18 protein-coding genes are annotated in these 19,150 nt (G+C 58.5%); 8 read left to right on the top strand and 10 right to left on the bottom strand.

Annotation, left to right across the window (positions count from 1 at the left end; genetic code table 11):
- Positions 1 to 100 precede the first annotated feature (100 nt).
- The 4 genes from Q1B27_RS08930 (at position 101) to Q1B27_RS08915 (ending at position 3,797) form a co-directional block, all read left to right on the top strand.
- The gene (locus Q1B27_RS08930; RefSeq protein ID WP_299846567.1) at positions 101 to 1,138 is read left to right on the top strand and encodes a phage tail protein; all 1,038 of its coding nucleotides are present in this window, start codon (positions 101 to 103) and stop codon (positions 1,136 to 1,138) included.
- Between the two features lie 12 nt (positions 1,139 to 1,150).
- Positions 1,151 to 1,663 (top strand): phage tail protein, encoded by a 513-nt coding sequence (locus tag Q1B27_RS08925; RefSeq protein ID WP_299846565.1) that lies wholly within the window; start codon positions 1,151 to 1,153, stop codon positions 1,661 to 1,663.
- A gap of 108 nt (positions 1,664 to 1,771) precedes the next feature.
- Positions 1,772 to 2,374: a VPLPA-CTERM sorting domain-containing protein gene (locus Q1B27_RS08920; protein WP_299846563.1), complete on the top strand. Its 603-nt coding sequence runs from the start codon at positions 1,772 to 1,774 to the stop codon at positions 2,372 to 2,374.
- 202 nt (positions 2,375 to 2,576) lie between these two features.
- Positions 2,577 to 3,797, top strand: a complete 1,221-nt coding sequence (locus tag Q1B27_RS08915; RefSeq protein ID WP_299846561.1) for a Hint domain-containing protein — start codon at positions 2,577 to 2,579, stop codon at positions 3,795 to 3,797.
- A gap of 77 nt (positions 3,798 to 3,874) precedes the next feature.
- Here the strand turns inward: Q1B27_RS08915 and hslU are convergent, their stop codons facing one another.
- Positions 3,875 to 5,182 (bottom strand): ATP-dependent protease ATPase subunit HslU, encoded by a 1,308-nt coding sequence (hslU, locus tag Q1B27_RS08910; RefSeq protein ID WP_299846558.1) that lies wholly within the window; start codon positions 5,180 to 5,182, stop codon positions 3,875 to 3,877.
- Positions 5,183 to 5,357: 175 nt separating this feature from the next.
- On the opposite strand from hslU, the gene Q1B27_RS08905 reads away from it, so the two are divergent.
- Positions 5,358 to 5,768 (top strand): DM13 domain-containing protein, encoded by a 411-nt coding sequence (locus Q1B27_RS08905; protein WP_299846556.1) that lies wholly within the window; start codon positions 5,358 to 5,360, stop codon positions 5,766 to 5,768.
- Positions 5,769 to 5,904: 136 nt separating this feature from the next.
- Here the strand turns inward: Q1B27_RS08905 and Q1B27_RS08900 are convergent, their stop codons facing one another.
- The gene (locus Q1B27_RS08900; RefSeq protein ID WP_299846554.1) at positions 5,905 to 6,225 is read right to left on the bottom strand and encodes a helix-turn-helix domain-containing protein; all 321 of its coding nucleotides are present in this window, start codon (positions 6,223 to 6,225) and stop codon (positions 5,905 to 5,907) included.
- A gap of 58 nt (positions 6,226 to 6,283) precedes the next feature.
- Between Q1B27_RS08900 and Q1B27_RS08895 the strand changes: the two genes are divergently transcribed.
- Positions 6,284 to 7,093, top strand: a complete 810-nt coding sequence (locus Q1B27_RS08895; RefSeq protein WP_299846552.1) for an alpha/beta hydrolase — start codon at positions 6,284 to 6,286, stop codon at positions 7,091 to 7,093.
- 28 nt (positions 7,094 to 7,121) lie between these two features.
- Here the strand turns inward: Q1B27_RS08895 and Q1B27_RS08890 are convergent, their stop codons facing one another.
- From Q1B27_RS08890 to Q1B27_RS08855, 8 genes are all read right to left on the bottom strand, one after another.
- On the bottom strand, positions 7,122 to 7,493 hold the full coding sequence (locus Q1B27_RS08890; protein WP_299846550.1) for a hypothetical protein: 372 nt from the start codon (positions 7,491 to 7,493) through the stop codon (positions 7,122 to 7,124).
- A complete protein-coding gene (locus Q1B27_RS08885) occupies positions 7,490 to 8,173 on the bottom strand; it encodes a hypothetical protein (protein ID WP_299846548.1) in 684 nt (227 codons plus the stop codon). The genes Q1B27_RS08890 and Q1B27_RS08885 overlap by 4 nt, the downstream gene beginning before the upstream one ends.
- A gap of 44 nt (positions 8,174 to 8,217) precedes the next feature.
- Positions 8,218 to 10,467, bottom strand: coding sequence for a PAS-domain containing protein (locus Q1B27_RS08880; protein WP_299846546.1), 2,250 nt, complete (start codon positions 10,465 to 10,467; stop codon positions 8,218 to 8,220).
- Positions 10,464 to 11,621, bottom strand: coding sequence for an FIST N-terminal domain-containing protein (locus Q1B27_RS08875; protein ID WP_299846544.1), 1,158 nt, complete (start codon positions 11,619 to 11,621; stop codon positions 10,464 to 10,466). Before Q1B27_RS08875 ends, Q1B27_RS08880 begins: the two co-directional genes overlap by 4 nt.
- A 16-nt stretch (positions 11,622 to 11,637) precedes the next feature.
- Positions 11,638 to 12,366 (bottom strand): response regulator transcription factor, encoded by a 729-nt coding sequence (locus Q1B27_RS08870; protein WP_299846542.1) that lies wholly within the window; start codon positions 12,364 to 12,366, stop codon positions 11,638 to 11,640.
- A 228-nt stretch (positions 12,367 to 12,594) separates the two neighbouring features.
- Entirely contained in the window at positions 12,595 to 12,993 is a 399-nt protein-coding gene (gene mutT / locus Q1B27_RS08865) for an 8-oxo-dGTP diphosphatase MutT (RefSeq protein ID WP_299846541.1), read from the bottom strand.
- Between the two features lie 34 nt (positions 12,994 to 13,027).
- Positions 13,028 to 14,257 carry a bifunctional glutamate N-acetyltransferase/amino-acid acetyltransferase ArgJ gene (argJ, locus tag Q1B27_RS08860; protein ID WP_299846540.1) on the bottom strand — a complete coding sequence of 410 codons (1,230 nt, stop codon included), beginning with the start codon at positions 14,255 to 14,257 and terminating at the stop codon, positions 13,028 to 13,030.
- 2 nt (positions 14,258 to 14,259) lie between these two features.
- Entirely contained in the window at positions 14,260 to 15,117 is an 858-nt protein-coding gene (locus Q1B27_RS08855; protein ID WP_299846539.1) for a peptidylprolyl isomerase, read from the bottom strand.
- A 190-nt stretch (positions 15,118 to 15,307) separates the two neighbouring features.
- Here Q1B27_RS08855 and secA point away from each other — a divergent pair, with 190 nt between their 5' ends.
- A complete protein-coding gene (gene secA, locus Q1B27_RS08850; protein ID WP_299846537.1) occupies positions 15,308 to 18,004 on the top strand; it encodes a preprotein translocase subunit SecA in 2,697 nt (898 codons plus the stop codon).
- A 110-nt stretch (positions 18,005 to 18,114) separates the two neighbouring features.
- Positions 18,115 to 19,131 carry a hypothetical protein gene (locus tag Q1B27_RS08845; protein WP_299846535.1) on the top strand — a complete coding sequence of 339 codons (1,017 nt, stop codon included), beginning with the start codon at positions 18,115 to 18,117 and terminating at the stop codon, positions 19,129 to 19,131.
- The last annotated feature ends 19 nt before the right edge of the window (positions 19,132 to 19,150 follow it).

The raw sequence follows: 19,150 nt of genomic DNA, 5'->3' as shown, positions 1-19,150 counted from the left end.
GTCGAGGGGGTGATCCGTACGGCCATATTCCACTGGTCGGAATCAATTCCTGCGGTTAGCATGGTTGTATTGAACTAATTTAATTCTACAGGAGGTTGTTTTGGCTATTACCGGAACCGTCAAACTTGTGGGCTATAATTTTGTGCCACGCGGGTTTTCAGAATGTAACGGACAGTTATTGTCGATCGCGTCAAACACGGCGCTGTTTTCCTTATTGGGCACGACTTTTGGTGGCGACGGACGCAGCACCTTTGGTCTGCCCGACATGGCCGGGCGTGCGCCGGTCCATGTCGGGCCGGTCAACCAACTGGGTCAGCATGGCGGTCACGTCTCGGTCACGCTGGACCTGGACACGATGGCACAGCATACCCATCCGCTTTATGCCACCGAGGCGGTGGCGGATCAGACCGACCCGACCGGCAACATGCTGGCGACAGGATCGCCCCGGGGCACGCCAAGCTATGTGTCATTGGGCAGCCATACCAAGGTCAATATGGACGAGCATGCCATGTCCGAGACCGGCGGCGGCCAGGCGCATACCAATTTTCAGCCCTATCAGGCCGTGAAATATGTGATTGCCCTTTACGGGGTTTATCCGTCCCGCTCGGCTGGATTTCTGAGCGATGACGAAGAGGATTACCTGGGCGATATTCGTCCGATGGCCTATAATTTTGCCCCCAGGGGATGGGCGCAATGCAATGGTCAATTGCTGGATATTGGCTCGAACCAGTCTCTCTATTCACTGCTTGGAACAATGTATGGCGGCGATGGGCGCAAGACGTTTGCGTTGCCTGATCTGCGCGGGCGCGTGCCGATTGATAGCGGGACACGCGATGGTGTGGATTTCGTGCAAGGACAATCGGGTGGGACCGAGGGCGTTGCCCTGACGTCGCAGGAAATACCCCCGCATTTTCATCAGGTCGAACTGGCGGAGACCGATGCTACCACCGCGTCGCCCGATGCCAACATGCTGGCGGGAAATGCGCCGATCTACACCGGCGGAGACCGATCCGCGACCATGGCCGCATCACAGGTCGGAACACCGGCCGGGGCGGGGGCGGCGCATGAAAACATGATGCCATTCGAGACCGTGAATTTCTGCATTTGCACGCAGGGCCTGTTCCCGTCGCGGAACTGAGAGGATGAAACCATGACGATTTTTACCGGAGATATTTATCTTTTTGGCGGCAATTTTGCGCCTGACAATTTTGCGATGTGCGATGGCCAGTTGTTGGCGATTTCACAGAACGAGGCCCTGTTTTCCCTGTTGGGGACAATGTATGGCGGCGATGGGCGTACCACATTCGGGTTGCCGGATCTGCGCGACCGGGTGCCGATTCATGCCGGTACCGGGCCCAACCTGACGGCGCGCAGCGAGGGTGACAAGGGCGGGAGTAGCAGCGTTGTGCTGACCGCGGCCGAAATTGCGCCCCATGCGCATGCCCTGACTGCGCGCAACGAAGCGCCCAAGACACCGAGTGCGGGGGTTTTGGGTGCGGCGGGGGTGTATCATGCGGATGACAATGGGCCGGCCTTTGCGCTTGATCCCGCGATGGTCGATGCAACCCCACCCGGTCCGGCAAAGCCACATGAGAACCGGCAGCCTTACATGACACTTAATTTCTGGATCTGTCTGGCGGGCATCTACCCGTCCCGGCATTAAGCGCGCGATTAATTTTTAGGCGAGTATAAAAGATTATACTAAACCATGAGTGGTAAGGTAGGACATTGCCGCTCTCTATTTTCAAATGAATTTTATGGGAAAAATACAATGAACGGATTTACCAAAATAAGGGGTGCATTTGCCTTTGGATGTGCGGTTATGGCGCTGGGGATGCCGTGGGCGCAGGCCTCGACCATAGATTTTCTGGGCGAGTCGCTGACGGTTTCCTACAGTCTGGGCGCAGCCGGGACGCCTGATGATACCGTCACCGTGGGCGATCCTGGGGTGGAACTGGCCGATGGCGATGGCAGTAGTCTGGACAGTTTTCTCTTTGCCGGTGATTTCATCGACATCACTGCGGATACGATCACGCTCAACTTTTCGCCGTTTGCATTTGCAATCTCGCTTGGGATGGATTTCACGATCAATGGCACGGCCGGAACCGAGCCTGCGGTCATCGGATTTTTGTCAACTTTCGCGACGCCGGGCGATAGCTTTGCCAATCTGACCCTTGCCGCAGACGGAAAATCCTTTGGGTTTGATGCCAATTTCGACGGCAATACCGGGACGACACCGTCGATGCTGGTGATGAAATTCAATTTCAAGGATGCCCCGCCGCCACCGCCAAATGTGGTGCCGCTACCGGCGGGCGGGCTGTTGCTGTTGTCCGGGCTTGCCGGGCTGGGACTGATGCGACGCTGCAAAAGCTGAACCACCGGAACACATAGCGGCCCCTGATGCGGGCGCCGCTTCCGCGTCTGGCGCCGGGTTTGATCGCGATCTGTGGCATCAACACGCCAAGTAGCGGCAAATACCCCCAAAAAGTGCAATTTTACAGTCATTCATGTTTATCGCGGCCCTCGCAGGTTGTAATTTGATCGCTGACGGCAACAAAACAGCGAATTGACGAACGATGGCAGACGCATTGCTGGGCGGCATCGTTATCAACGAAGTGTTGATTGATCCGACGGGCGCCAACAATTTTGATACTGACCAGAGCGGTGCCGCGCGCGGTGGCGACGAATTCATTGAGCTGCTCAACACGTCGTCAAGCGCGATTGATATCTCGGGGCTGGAGCTGTGGGATGCTGTGCGCGACAACTGGTTCACCTTTCCGCCCGGCAGCGTGTTGCAGCCCGGCGCGCGGGCCACGGTTGTGCGCAATGTGCAATCCGGCGGCAGCCTGCCGGCGGGCGGGCCGGATGACCTTCAGTTCGATGCCAATTTCGGCCGGGGTGTTTTCAACAACAACCGGGACAATATCGTCGTCTATGATCCGGCGAATGATGAATTCATCCAGGCGACCTATAATGGCGATACGCTTGATGACCCGACGACCGGTTCGCAATATGCGGGCTTTTCCACGACCGCGACGCGTGTCGGATCGGGCGAGGATTTCGGATCGGATATTGATGGATTTTCGATCCAGCGTTTCGTCGATGGCAGCGACAATTTCTCGAATGATCAGACACCAACACCATCGGACCAGAATGTCTGTTTCACCACCGGTGTGATGATCGAAACACCAGCCGGGCCAGTGGCGGTCGAGGATCTGCGGGTGGGTGACAGGGTGCTGACGCGCGACAGCGGTGAAAGACCGATCACCTGGATTTTCAGTCAGACACAAAGCGCTGACCATCTGAAGACATCCCCGAACCTGAGACCGATCATCATCAGCGCGGGGGCGCTGGGCAATGGCGTGCCGAATGCGGACCTGCGGGTATCGGCGCAGCACCGGATCGCGGTGTCGGGCAAGATCGCGATGCGGATGTATGGAGAGCCGACCGTGCTGGTCGCGGCCATTCACCTTCTGCAACTGCCCGGTGTACGGCGCGACGAGGCGCATGCCGACGTTACCTATTTTCACATCATGTTCGACCGGCACGAGATTGTTTTTGCCAACGCCACCCCGGCAGAGAGCCTTTATCTGGGGGGGCAGGCCATATTGGCAATCTCGAAACCTGCGTGGGATGAATTGTTCAGCCTGTTTCCCAATCTGGAAGAACGGATGCGGCGCGACGGTGTTTTGCGCGCCTCACCTTTTGCCGAAGGTCACAAGGCCCGGAAACTTGTGCTGCGCCACCTGAAAAACAACAAGCCGCTTTGCGATGTGGCGATGGAAGGCCACGGCTGAGCGTCCGGGCCTGGGCTGCTGGCATAAGGTGGCGCTGGCAAAAGCCGCACCTTGTTTGATGGCGAACCGGCCGTTGGTCAGAGAACGTAGCGCGACAGGTCTGCCGATTTCATCAACTCGCCTAGGTTAGCCTCGACAAAGGCGGCGTCGACGGTGACGCTTTCGCCGGCGCGGTCGGGGGCGGTGAAGCTGAGCTCCTCGAAGACGCGCTCCATCACCGTGTAAAGACGCCGCGCGCCGATATTCTCGATGCTCTGATTGACGTCGGCGGCGATCTTGGCCAGCGCCTTGATGCCGTTTTCGGTGAAGTCGACGGTCACTTCCTCGGTCCCCATCAGGGCGGTGTATTGCAGGGTCAGGGCATTGTCGGTTTCGGTCAGGATGCGGACGAAATCCTCTTCGGTGAGCGCGCGCAGTTCGACCCGGATGGGCAGGCGGCCCTGAAGTTCGGGCAGCAGATCAGACGGTTTGGCGATGTGGAAGGCGCCCGAGGCGATAAAGAGGATATGGTCGGTCTTGACCGGGCCATGCTTGGTCGACACGGTGGTGCCCTCGATCAGCGGCAGCAGGTCGCGCTGCACCCCTTCGCGGGAGACATCGCCGCCGCGCGCTTCGGCCCGTGCACAGACCTTGTCGATCTCATCCAGAAAAACGATGCCGTTCTGTTCGACCGCATCAAGCGCAATCTTGTTCACGGTTTCATCGTCCAGAAGTTTATCAGCCTCTTCACCGATCAGAATTTCGTAGGATTCCGCCACGGTCATCTTGCGCCGGGTGGTGCGGCCGCCCAGCGCCTTGCCGAAAAGATCACCCAGGTTCATCATGCCCATCTGGCAGCCGGGCTGGCCGGGAATGTCCATCATGCCCAGCGGGCTGGAGTGGTCGGCGATGTCCAGTTCGATCTCGGTATCGTCCAGCAGGCCGTCCTTGAGTTTCTTGCGAAACATATCGCGGGTGCCTTCGCGGGCGTCCTCCCCGGCGATGGCGGAAATCACGCGTTCTTCGGCGGCGGCATGGGCGTTGGCCTTGACGTCTTCGCGCATCTGTTCGCGGGTTTGCAGAATGGCGGTATCGACCAGATCGCGGATGATCTGTTCGACGTCGCGGCCCACGTAACCCACTTCGGTGAACTTGGTGGCCTCGACCTTGATGAAGGGCGCGCGGGCGAGTTTCGCCAGACGTCGCGAGATTTCGGTTTTGCCGACGCCGGTGGGGCCGATCATCAGGATGTTCTTGGGATAAACCTCGTCGCGCAGATCGTCGGCCAGTTGCTTGCGGCGCCAGCGGTTACGCAGGGCGACGGCGGTGGCGCGTTTGGCATCTTTCTGGCCGATGATGAAACGGTCAAGTTCGGACACGATTTCGCGCGGGGTGAGGTCGGTCATTCTGAGCTCCGGTCTGCGGGTTTGGGCGGAACCTAAGCATGGGCGGGGAAAACGCAAGCGCTGATGGCGTGATCACGCGGAATGAGCAGTGCGTGAACGGCTGTTGCAAAGGGTTCCCCTTGCGATTGCTGGTGCTATTTCTGCCGAGATCACAAACCCGATGGAGGATAACAACATGATCAATCGCCGCAATTTTTTGGGCACCGCAGGGACACTTGGTGTAGCCGCAATCGTTGGAACCGTTGCCGCACCGGCACTGGCGCAAATGATGGCAAAGGGCGCCGGTACCTTTGAAGGCCGCAGCAATCACGAGACCAGCGGTTCGGTTAAAATCGTCGAAGAAGGTGGCCGCACCTTTGTCGAATTGGGCGATGACTTTTCGCTGGATGGTGGCCCGGACCCGCGTGTGGGTTTCGGCAAGGACGGCACCTATAGCGGTCAGGACGGATATCTGGGTGCGCTGCTGAGCCTGAACGGCAAGCAACGGTATGCGCTGCCGTCGACCATGGACGCATCGGCGTTCAACGAAGTTTACATCTGGTGCCAGGTGGCCGACGTGCCGCTGGGCGTAGCGTCTATCAAGTAAACTCCCTTCCCTTTGGGAGTCGGGAGACGTTCCGCGCGCTGTCTTCCCCTCAAGCATGTGTGGAACGTCAAACCAGGAGGCTGGTGGCTTTGGCCGCCAGCCTTTGCTTTTTGGGCGGTGGGATTTTGCGGCGCTCTTAGGGTTCTTTGATGTTCAGCGACTGTTTCAGCCAATTGGCATAATCGTACAGGGCCTGTTCATTTCTGGAGCAATAGGTCCATTTCTGTTGGCGCTTTGTAACGATGAAATTCGCCCTTTTGAGCAGGTCTATATGCCGGCTCATGGTGGGCTGGCTGACGTTGAAATGCGCTGCAATCAGCTGGACGCAGACGCCCGTTTCGCTGGGGTTGGCCGATTCCTGCTCGCCGAAATGACGCATCGGTTCATCGAGAACGCGCAGCACCTCGATCCGCATTTCATTGGCAAGAGCCTTGACTTGATCTTCGCGGTTTGTCATTCAGTTAGTCACATAGCTATTTTGCTAAACGTCTATTCATACAGATGGAGACTGCCCGATGCTAGACTTAAAAGAAAGGTATTACCATAACGGCCAATCCGTGGCCTGGGGATCAATGGGCGAGGGCGATCCGATCGTTCTGGTCCATGGCTTTCCGTGGTCCGCACAGGCCTGGCGGTCGGTCGCGCCGTGGCTGGCGAAGACCCATAAGGTCTATTATTTCGACATGATCGGCACGGGACTATCCGAAAAAGCCGAGTCCCAGAATGTTAACGAATCCGTTCAGAGCGACCTGCTGGAAGCACTTGTAGGTCATTGGGGGCTGACGCGGCCGCAAGTGGTCGGTCACGATTTTGGCGGCCTGGCCGCGCTGCGCGGGCATTTTGTCAACGGGATCGACTATGGCAAACTGCATCTGGTGAACGCGGTGGCGATACTGCCGTCAGGATCACCGTTCTACGCCCATGTCGCTGAATATGAGCCTGCCTTTGCCGGCCTGCCGGATTACGCCCACGCGGCGTTGTTCAGGGCCTATATTCAGGCGGCGGCGCATCATCCGTTGCGCGAAGAGGTCATCGAGATGTATTTCAAGCCCTGGTCCGATGCGGTGGGAAAGCCCGCGTTCTATCGTCAGATCGCCCAAAACGACACCGGCAATATCGTCGAGGCGCAGAAGCTATATACGGCGACTGATTTTGATATCCACGTCACCTGGGGGATGCGCGATACATTCATTCCCGCGGATCAGGGTCGAGAACTGCGTGATCTGGTGAAGGCCAAAAGCTTTACGCCGATCCCCAATGCCGCGCATCTTGTGCATGAGGATGCCCCGGCAGCACTTTTAGGTGCGCTGATGCAAAATCTATGACCGCAGGTCGGGCAGGCCCGGCCTGATATCAGAAACACAAAATCTCGGCTTCGGCCTGCGCCCGGCGCAGATCGGCGACAAGTGCATTGGCCACGGCGGCCGAGCGGAAAATCGACATTCGTTCGCCGCCAGTCAGGCGCAGGGATAGGACGGTCTCGGCCTGGACATATTTTTCATAAGGCAGGATCGAGGCGATCACGTCGATCGAGCAGGCGCATCGTTCAAGGCTGTCGCGATCCTGTCCGTTTGTGGCCATGCAGCCGAAGACATAATCGGCGCGTGCCACGGTGGGATAGTCGTTCAGCCGTTCCTCGATGCTTTGGGGAAATGCCAAGGTGGGCAGCAACAATGATGCCGCCAGCGCCACCGTCGGCAATATTGCCCGGGGGCGATGGCTCATTCGACATCCCCCTGGCGGTCGAAGGTCAGGGTTGATGAATAGATCGGGTCGCTGTCCTTTGCGCCGGGCACATAGGCGCGCAGCGTATGATACCAGCCGGGCACGTCTTCCGACATGGTCACTTCGAGCGACAGATCGCCGAACCCCTTCATCTTGTCGCTATTTGGGTCGCCTTCAAAGGGACGCAGAATAACCGACTGGCCCGATACGGTATTGCCGGCGATGGTCAGGTCGCTGTCTTTGGTTTCGGCGGGCTCTACCAGTGATTCCTTAATGCGGTTGCGAATGTAGAACGGGCTGCCCCCGGCGGTTTCGGCCATGTCCCGCACGACGGTTTCAACGAAATAGAGGATGATCGGATTGCCTACGCTGGCGGGAAATTGCCCCAGATTGCGATATTTTTCACCCTGAATAAATTTAAGATGGGCGCGCAGCGGATCGCCTTCGGCCTCTCCTTTGTCAAAGGACAGTTCGATCTGACCGGTATCGCGATCCTGGGTATCCGGCTCAAGCGTGTTGATCACGGCGCGGGTATAGGTCAGGTGATCGTCACGCGGAATGTCGTCCAAGGTGCCGTTTCGAAACAGCAGGTCATAATGGGCCGTGGTTGGGTTTTGCGCCAGAACAGGTGCTGATAACAGCAGCAGAGCGGCGCAAATAAAACTCAGCAAATGTCGCATATCAGATCCTCCAGGAACCCAACCTAAGCCAATCGTGGCGCGTGTCATGCGATACTTTTGTCGGGGGCGGGAGTTGGCCGCCTTGCACCGACCCGGGTTTTCCAGTCGATCATCGGGCGCAGGCGCGACAGTTGCACGGGCTTGGTCAATACGGTGAAATCTTCGGTCTTGCCGACACGCGCCAGATTATCGCCCCGGTCAGCGGTGATCATGATCGCGGGTACATGGACGCCGCTCTCTTGCCGGATCGCACGGATCGCCTCCACCCCGGTATCGGCGCCGTCCAGCTGATAATCCGCAAGGATGATATCGGGGGCCATGCCAAGTTCGCGGACCGCCGCAATCGCCTCGGACGTTGACCGCGCGGTCAGTACCCCGGCGCCCCAGCTTTCCAGCCGTTGCACCATCGCAAAGAGCACCTCGGGTTCATTTTCGACCACGATGGTGATTAGGTTCATGTCGGTGTCGCGATTATCACGCAGTTGCAGGTCGGGGATCAGTGTGGGTGCGCGGTTCGGGACGGTTTCGATCTCGATGGAAAAGACCGACCCGACACCGGGTTTCGAGCGTACCCCGACCACGTGGCCCAGATGACGGCAGGTACGGTCGACAATCGACAGGCCCAGCCCCATGCCCGAGCCGGGTGGCACGTTTTCTGCGCGGGTGAATTCATCGAAGATGCGGGTCTGATCCTTGTTGGAGATACCGATGCCCGTGTCCCAGACTTCGAGTACGACGGCACTGCCCCGGCGGCGGCACCCGACCAGTATGCGCCCGTCTTCGGTATATTGAATGGCGTTCACCACCAGGTTCTGCAACGACCGCAGCAAATAGCGCTGATCGCTGCGCACCCAGACCGACGAGGGTACGACATCCAGCCGCACGCCTTTCTTGGCGGCCACTGGTGCCTGATCTTCGATCACCGCCTCCATCAACGCGCCCAGGCTGAATTCGGACGGCGACAGATCAGAGCCCGAGCTTTCCAGCCGCGAGATATCAAGCAGCGCGTGCAAAAGCGATTCAACCGATCCGAACGTGCCTTCAAGCCGGTCGACCATCTGCGCCATATGCGTGTCACGCGACATGTCGCCCAGCGTCGAAATCAGCAGTTTGGCCGCGTTGATCGGTTGCAACAGGTCGTGGCTGGCCGCCGCCAGAAACCGGGTCTTGGAGGACACTGCCGCCTCGGCCTGTTCCTTGGCAAGGCGCAGCTCTTCTTCAACCCGTGCCTGATCCTCGTATTGCAGGGTCAGGCGCTTGTTGGCGTCGGTCAGTTCCGAGGTGCGTTCATCGACCCGGCGTTCCAGCAATTCGGTGGTGCGCGATTCCAGTGTCACGTCCTTGATGTCGGCCAGAAACCCCCGGTCGGGCAACAGGTGCACATGCAGGTCCAGAACCCGGCCGTTTGACCGGCGCAACCGTTCGCGCAAGGCCCCCTGGGCGCGCAGTTTCGGCAGCCAGTTATCCACGCCCTCAAGATCGGACATCGACACCAGCCCGTTATTCTTGATGCAATCGAGAATGTCCGAGAATGTCGTTTGCCGTTGCAGCAGCGTAAATGGCAGCCCCAGCAATTCGCGGAACTGTGCGTTGTGGATCATCGCTGTGCCGTCGCGAGCAAAGGTGCAGATCCCCAGGCTCATATTGTCGAAGGCCGCCTGCAGGTAATGCGACTGCATGTCGATCAGGTCGTCGCGTTCGGACCGGTTCTTGCGGACGATATCGGTGATCTCGGTCTGCAGGATCACCACATTATCCGAGCTGGTGCGTTGCTGGCTGATCTGGAACCAGCGATCCTGTTGAAGCTCCAACACGAAGGAGTGCAGCGCCGCACCTTGCGGGCCATCCCGTGCCTCGACGAAATCAACCCGGGTGCGGGTGCTGTCGGTCACGGTCAAGCTGCTGCGCTCCAGCACGTCGAAATATTGCGTCAGCGTCAGGCCCGGCAGGATACGGCCCGAGATATCGGGCACGAGCGATTTGAACAGATCATTGCACACCTGCAATTGATCATCGGCAAAAAGCGCAAAACCGCCCTCCATCGCCGACAGGGCGTCGGCAAGGTTCTTCTGGGTCTGCTCGCGGTCGAACCGCAGCATCTCAAGCTCGCTGGAGGCGCGTTCCAGATCGCGGGTCTTGGCCCAGACCTGCCCCTGCAAGGCGATCGCCGACTGAAAGGCCGAATAGGCGGCATGGCCGACCTCGTGCTGCCGACCGGCGCGACGGACCAGCGCGTCGATGATCTTGGCCTGTTTGACCACCTGAACGTCAACGGGATCGTCGGGGTTGATCAATGCAGGTTCCGTTTTCTGGGTTCAAAGAAGGCGACGCCGACAAAGGTCTGATTCACATGCACGCCGCAATGCTGTTCGCCAAAGGTGTTGAAACCCACCACCTTGCGCTGGCGCAATGTTTCGGAGGCGTGTTGGGTCAGCTGTTTCTGTTCGATCTCAAGCTTGCGCAGGAAACAGTCAAAGCCCAGGACAAATTCGGGCTTTTTGCCAAGGCTGCTTTTGACATCAAGCTCTGTATCCAGTGTCTGCAAAATCTCGGTCCCGCGGCCCAGCGTCAGCAGCAGACCGTCATCAATGGCCGAGAAGAAGGACAATGCACCGCCATCCTGGACCTTCTGGATTGCCCGCACATGATAGAGCGCATTGTTGCGTACCAGCACCGGGTTTTCCGCAAAGACCTGTGGCGACAGATCTTCGACGCTGACGCCCACCAGACGGGCATATTCCTGCGCCGCCGGGGAGCCGTTGATTTCCAGCACAAGACGTTCTTCGGGGATCGCATCGGTCACGACCATCTGATGATGGGTGGGCAGGAAGTGATCAAACCCCAGGCCGGTAAATTCCATGTCGGTTTCCAGCAGCAGGACCAGCGCGGCATTGGTGTGGAACTGCCCGCCATGCAGTACGGATGTTTCCTTGAATTCCAGCGCATCCCCGGCCGAGCCGCCGAAGACCGGCATGTCCCCCAGCCCGGTTTCAAGCGCGGCCACCAGCATGTCCTCCTGCTTTGACAGGCCATCGGTAAAGGTCAGCGCCATGCGATCCCAGTTGGCGGTTTTCTGGAATTGCATCGACAGTTTCTGCGCGTCCGCGGCGATCTGTTTGATCGACAGGGGTTTGAGCGGAGAAATCAGCATCGTCGAGCAGCGGAAATGCTGTTTCGGGAAGGAAATGACCAACAGCGCGTCGGTCTCATATCCTTTGGGGGTGATCTGCCCGGCGGTGGTGCAGCCATAGGCGGGCACGCCTGGCCAATGCGTATTCAGCGCGGCGACAAAGCCGTCCTTGTCCAGCGTACCGGGCACGAAGGCCAGCAGGAAACAGCAGGAGGAGGTGTCGATCTGTCGGGCAATCTCGGCCACGGCGGTGGCGGCATCCCGATCATAGGACACCGCAATGCTTACCGCCCTTGGTCCTGTGGATGCGTCCAGCATTCTCCCTGCCTTTTCGTTACGGGGTCTGCGATTCACCGCGGCCCGGATCCACTTTCGGTTCGCTCATGCTGTCGAGGCTGGCGCTTTCGACCAGAACCGCGGCCTGGGTCCGGTTGCGCACGCCCAGCCGACGCAGCAATGCGGTGATATGGGCCTTTACCGTCGCTTCGGCCAGGGACAGCTCATACGCGATTTGCTTGTTGGGTTTCCCCGCGCAGATCAGCTTCATGATCCTTGTCTGTTGCGGTGTCAGCTCGGCGATCTTCTGGCTGACCAGATGCACATCCATCGCATGGGGTGAAACATGATCGGTGCGCTGATAGCCCGGCGGCAAAAAGGTGCGGCCCGCCTGCAATTCGCTGAAGGCTGTTTGCAACACCTGGGTCGACACTTCCTTGGGCACGAACCCCACGGCACCGGCTTCCATCACCGCGTCGATGACATCACCTGATGTCAGCGCCGAGATGACCAGAATGGGCGTGTCGGGCAGCTTGCTGCGGAGTCGCAAGAATCCGCTTATGCCGGTCACATCCGGCAGTTTCAGGTCAAGCATCACAAGATCAGGTGTGAAATCGGGCCCCAATATCTGCAAACCGTCATTCAGAGTTGTGGCCGTTTCGATATGGCAATCCTGAAACACGTGCCGCAGGCTGGATGCCAGCGCGTCACTGTATAAAGGGTGATCGTCGATCACCAACACAGATTGAAAACGGCTGGGGCCTGACCCCACCGGTTCATCCTTCATATAAATCTCCTCCCGACCGCGAGGTTAACAAAGAAATTCATTAACACGCAACAACTGCAACGCCGCACCCCCCATGATCACGGCAGAAGCCTTGGCCCATGGGAAATGCGACCACCCTTTGAAATCTAAGTCATTTTACGCAAGGTCAACGGCAATTCGGTGAAACAGGTACTGCCATTGCCGTGCACTTCAGCGGTTCCATGACCGGTAGGCCCGGGCGTTTGCCCGTTATAGCCAATCGCGCAGGATCGGGATCAGGGGCAGGTCAGCGGGGGGCATGGGATAGTCGCGCAGCTGAGTGGGACGCACCCATTTCAGCGTCTGCCCTTCCTGCCCCCGCGCCTGGCCGTCCCATTTACGACAGGCAAAAAGGGGCATCAGCAGGTGAAAATCCTCGTAGCTGTGGCTGGCGAAGGTCAGGGGTGCAAGGCAACTGGCCCAGGTGTCGATGCCAAGCTCTTCGTGCAATTCGCGGATCAGCGCGGCCTCGGGCGTCTCACCGGGTTCGACCTTGCCGCCGGGAAATTCCCAGAGACCCGCCATTGATTTACCCTCTGGGCGCTGGGCCAGCAAAACACGCCCGTCGATGTCAATCAGCGCGACGGCGGAAACGAGAACGGTTTTCATGAATGATGCCCCGGACCGAAACGTCGCGTGTAGATCATGATCGGTAATCGGCGTTGATCTGGATATAGCCATGCGTCAGATCGCAGGTCCAGACCACTGCCGTGCCGCCGCCAAGGCCCAGATCGACGTGAATCTCCAACTCTTGATTCTTCATGTAGGCCGCAGCTTCGTCTTCACTGTAATCGGGGTTCACCCAGCCCTCACTCGCCACAAGGATATCGCCGAAACGGATCGACAACTGGTCGCGGTCAGCGCGCGCGCCGGATTTACCGATCGCCATGACGACGCGACCCCAATTGGCGTCTTCGCCGGCAATCGCGGTCTTGACCAGCGGTGAGTTGGCGATGGACAGGGCATGGGTGCGGGCCTCGGCGTCGCTGGCGGCGCCGGTGACCGAGATCTCGACAAACTTGGTGGCCCCTTCGCCATCGCGCACGACCTGATGGGCAAGATCCAGCATCACCTGCCGCAACCCTTCCATGAAGCCGACGCTGCTTTCGGTGATGCGAATGCCCGACGCGCCGGTGGCGGCGACCAGCAATGTGTCCGAGGTCGAGGTGTCGCTATCGACGGTGATGCAGTTGAAGGTCTTGCGGTTGAGCGCGCTGACCATCGACTGCAGGACCGGCTGATCCACCGCGGCATCGGTAAAGATATAGACCAGCATGGTGGCCATATCCGGGGCGATCATGCCCGACCCTTTGGCGATACCGGCAATTTTGACGTGTTGTCCGTCAATGGTCACTGTCGTGGCCGATCCCTTGGGAAAGGTATCGGTGGTCATGATGGCGCGGGCCGCGGCGCTGATGCCATCGGCGGCAAGTGCGCCGGACAGCTCATCAAGCTGCGCGGTGATGCGATCATGTGGCAAGGGTTCGCCGATGACCCCGGTTGATGAGGTGAAAACCCGTGCTTGGGGCACGCCTGTGGCCTTGGCGGTGGCTTGGGTGAGCGTCTGTACGGACGTGGTCCCGTTGCGACCGGTAAAGGCGTTGGCATTGCCGGAATTCACAAGGATCGCGGCCCCTTCGTCGCAATTTCCACCGATCTTTTCCTGACAATCCAGCACCGCCGCAGACCGGGTGGCCGAGCGGGTGAAGGCCCCGGCAATCGCGGTACCCTTTGCCAGTTTGGCCAGCATCACATCCGGGCGATCCTGATATTTCACACCGGCTTCGGCGATGGCAAAGGTGACGCCATCAATGATCGGAAGTTCAGGAAAATCGGCAGGGGCTAATGGCGAAAGAGGAGGCGTTGCTCCCATAGTCAATTCTCCAGAATATCATTGCTCTTGATAACGGACTGATTGATACCATCCGCACCCGAGCGGTCAATCGTGGTTTCTGCTTCGCGCTGTGCAATCAGCGCATCAAAGGCCTTTTGACGCAGTTCTTCCAACAATTCCTCACGTACGGCTTCGAGGGCAGGAATGTCCTTGGCGCGGGATTCGATCAGTTTGATGACATGCCAGCCAAATTGAGTCTGCACCGGGTCGGAAACATCGCCATCCTGCAATTGCGCCACCGCGTCAAAAAACGGTTCGACCATCACGCCGGGTCCGAACCAGCCCAGATCGCCACCATTTGGGCCCGAAGGACCGGTGGAACGCGTCTTGGCCAGATCGCCGAATTGAGCGCCCGCGCCAAGTTCGTTGATGATTTCGTTGGCCTCTTCCTCGGTCTCGACCAGAATATGCGCGGCATGGTATTCGGTTTCCGGGTCCTGATCGGCGAAACGTTCCGCATAGGCGGCTTGCAGCTCTTCTTCGCTGACCGGTACGTCCATGACGCCACGGATCGCCTCGGCCGCCATCAGGGCACGGCGTTCATTTTCGATCATGAGCCGGGTCAGCAGCGTCGGATCGTCACCCACCATTTGCATCAGCAAGGTCTGTTGCACCAGTTGGTCGAGAACGCCGTCGAACAGCACCTCATCGGGCAATTGGTCGTAGTGCGGCGGCAGGCCCGAACGCAGGGCCAACATATGCCCCAGAGTGATCTCAGTATCGCCCACTTTTGCAACGACGGTCGCGGCGGTCGGCTCGTCCTGGGCCGACACGGCAAGAGTGGTGGCCAGCGTTGCGGCCATGAATGTGGACGACAGAAACCTGAGGCGGGTGAACATGGAATTCTTCCTTTGCGGACGCTGCTATGGATTTCGCGCGGGTGCGCGACGTTGACACTCTACCAGCAGCCCCTTACATCGCCTTAGGATCAAGGCAATCCTGCTGTCTGGACCACCTTGTACGGTGGTGCGGAATGCGGGGCAAGCAATTGCCATTCACGTATAGTCAAAAGACCGGAACGGATAGAACATGCTGGGTATCGGAACTGTTGCCAGAAAGATCTTTGGCACCCCGAATGACCGCAAGATCAAGGCGACACGGCCTTTGGTCGAACAGATCAACGCGCTGGAGCCTGAGTTCGAGGCGCTGAGTGATGACAATCTGATCGAAAAGACCCGCGAATTTCAGAAACGTGTGGCGGATGGCGAAAGCCTGGATGATCTGCTGCCCGAGGCGTTTGCGAATTGCCGTGAAGCGGCGCGGCGTGCTCTTGGCCTCAGGGCGTTCGATGTGCAGCTGATGGGTGGGATTTTCCTGCATCAGGGTAACATTTCCGAGATGAAGACCGGTGAGGGCAAGACCCTTGTGGCGACCTTCCCGTCTTACCTGAATGCGCTGACGGGCAAGGGTGTGCATATCGTGACGGTCAACGACTATCTGGCCAAACGTGATGCCGAGTGGATGGGCAAGGTCTATGCCGCGCTTGGCATGACGACCGGTGTCGTCTATCCGCAGCAGCCGGAGAGTGAAAAGCAAAGCGCCTATGGCGCTGACGTGACCTATGCCACCAATAACGAGCTGGGTTTCGATTATCTGCGCGACAACATGAAATCCAACCTCGAAGAGATGAGCCAGCGCGGCCATAACTTTGCCGTTGTGGACGAAGTTGACAGTATTTTGATCGACGAGGCGCGGACGCCCTTGATCATTTCGGGCCCGGCGCAGGACCGCAGCGAACTTTACGTGGCGATTGACAAGCTGATCCCAGAACTGACCGAGGAACACTACAAGATCGAGGAAAAAACCCGGAGCGCCACGTTCACCGACGAGGGCAACGAGTTCCTGGAGAACCTGCTGCGCGAGCATGAACTGCTGGCCGAGGATCAGTCGCTTTACGATCCTGAAAGCACCACGATTGTGCATCACGTGAATCAGGGACTGCGGGCGCATAAAATCTTTTCGAAAGACAAGGATTACATCGTTCGCGATAACGAGGTTGTGCTGATCGACGAGTTTACCGGCCGGATGATGGCGGGACGGCGCCTGTCAGAGGGCCTGCACCAGGCGATCGAAGCCAAGGAAGGGTGCCAGATTCAGCCCGAGAACGTCACCATGGCGCAGGTGACCTTCCAGAATTACTTCCGGCTTTATAATCGCCTGTCCGGGATGACCGGTACGGCGGCGACCGAGGCCGAGGAATTCGCCGAAATCTACGGTCTGGGCGTGGTCGAAGTGCCCACCAACAAACCCATCGCGCGGGTTGACCGGGATGATGCGGTTTACCGCGATGCCAATGACAAGTTCAAAGCGATCATCGAGTCTATTGAGGAGGCCCATGCCAAGGGTCAGCCCATTCTTGTCGGCACAACGTCGATCGAGAAGTCCGAATTGCTGAGCCAGCTGCTGACCTCGGCCAAGGTCACGCATAACGTTCTGAACGCGCGCCAGCATGAGAAAGAGGCGCAGATCGTCGCAGATGCCGGCAAGCTGAACGCGGTCACGATTGCCACCAATATGGCCGGTCGCGGGACCGACATTCAGTTGGGCGGCAATGTCGATATGAAAGTGCTGGAGGCGCTGACAGAAGACCCCGACGCAGACCCCGAAGCACTGCGCAGCAAGATCGAAGCGGAACATGCCGACGAAAAACAGAAGGTTCTGGACGCCGGCGGACTGTTTGTTCTGGCGACCGAACGGCACGAAAGCCGACGGATCGACAATCAGCTGCGCGGCCGTTCTGGCCGCCAAGGCGATCCGGGCACATCGGCCTTCTTCCTGAGCCTCGATGACGATCTGATGCGGATTTTTGGCTCTGAAAGGCTTGAAAAAGTCCTGTCGGGCCTGGGCATGAAAGAGGGGGAGGCGATCATCCACCCCTGGGTCAACAAATCGCTGGAGCGGGCGCAGGCCAAGGTCGAAGGCCGCAACTTTGACATCCGTAAACAGTTGCTGAAATTCGACGACGTGATGAACGAGCAGCGCAAGGTGATCTTCAAACAGCGTCTCGATATCATGCGCGCAAGCGATCTGTCCGAGATCGTTCAGGACATGCGCAACGAGGTGATCGACGATCTGGTCGACACGCATATGCCCCCCAAAACCTATGCCGATCAGTGGGATATCGACGGTCTGCATACCGCTGTCATTGAGCAGCTGAACATGGAGCTTCCGGTTGTTGAATGGGCCGGCGAAGAAGGCGTTGACGATGAGGCAATTGCCGAGCGGCTTGAGGATGCGGCGGATAAGATGATGGCGCAGAAGGCGGCCCAGTTCGGCCCCGAGAATATGCGCATGATCGAAAAGCAGATCCTTTTGCAGACGATTGATGGCAAATGGCGGGAGCACCTTTTGACGCTGGAACATCTGCGCAGCGTGGTTGGATTCCGCGGGTATGCGCAGCGCGATCCGCTGAATGAATACAAGAACGAAGCCTTCCAGCTGTTTGAAACGATGCTGGACAGCCTGCGTCAGGATGTGACCCAGAAACTGGGGCAGATCCGGCCGATGTCCGAAGAAGAGCAACAGGAAATGCTGGCGCAGGTCGAAGAGCAGCGTGCGGCGATGGAAGAGGCGACAGCGCAGGTCACGGCCAGTGAACCCTCAGCAGATGCGGCAGAGGGTTTTGTCGAATCCGATCCGTCAACCTGGGGCAATCCGGGGCGCAACGAAGCCTGCCCCTGCGGGTCGGGAAAGAAGTTCAAACACTGTCACGGACGGTTGGCCTGAAAGGTCGGGCTGCCACATGGCCGCCCGATTCACACCCAACACCTGCCTTAAGGCGGCCATTTTCCAAAGTTAAGGCTTGACCAGACCTTTCTAAGGTGTGGGAGAGCTATATGTTCAAGGCCAAGATTCAGCCAAAACGGTTTATCACCGTCGGCGGCACTTTATTCTGCGCGTGGGGCATCGGTTATCTGATGCAAAGCAACGCGCAGGAGGCATTGCCACAAGAAAGCGGTGCGGCCTCTCCGCAGGTCGAAATCGAGCCCTTGTCGCAGATTGACGAACAGCCGCTTGAGCTTTCGGGTATCACGCTTACCTCGGCGATTTCGGCGCTGGTTGCGCCTGAACCGGCGGTGCTTTTCCTTCCTGACGCGCCGATTGTGCTGGCGTCTCTATCCGAAGATCAGCCGCTCGTTACCCTACCTGCCGAAGAAACCGCCCCGACTTTTGCCTGCAACCACCAGCTTTCTGCCGAACCAGCCGCCGCGGCGATGGTGACGCTCACGCTTGACGCGCCTTGCATGGTCAATGACCGCTTTACGATTCATCACAACGGTATGATGTTCACCGATGTGACCGATGAAAACGGCAAACGCAGCCTCAGCGTGCCCGCGCTTGCGAATGATGCGGTCTTCATCGTGTCCTTTTCAAATGGCGACGGGGCGGTGGCGAATGCCTCTGTGACATCGCTTGAATATTATGACCGTGTTGTCGTGCAATGGGCCGGAGATAGCGGCGTTCAGATTCACGCCCTGGAATTCGGGGCGGATTATGACCAGCAGGGCCATGTCTGGGCAGGTGACAGACGAGATATGTCGATTGCGGCGCTTGGTGAGGGTGGGTTTATCACCCAGCTTGGCGCGCAGGATCTGCCCGGTGCGCGGATGGCCGAAGTCTATACCTTTCCCTCGGGAACCACCGCGCAGGAAGGGGCCGTGCGCCTGAGCCTTGAGGCCGAGGTGACGCAGGCGAATTGTGGCCGCGATGTCGAGGCGCAATCAATCCAGTTGAACCGTAACGGAGAGCTGAAAGTGCAGGATGTTGTGCTTGCCATTCCCGATTGCGATGCGGTTGGTGATTTTCTGGTGTTGAAAAACCTTCTGAATGACCTGAAGATCGCACGAAACTAATCCGCGACGTTCGGGGGTC

Origin of the sequence: uncultured Roseovarius sp., from assembly GCF_947489715.1 — a bacterium.
Lineage (GTDB): Bacteria > Pseudomonadota > Alphaproteobacteria > Rhodobacterales > Rhodobacteraceae > Roseovarius.
The sequence above is the reverse complement of the archived record's forward strand: the minus strand, read 5'-3'. Positions and strand labels throughout refer to the sequence as shown.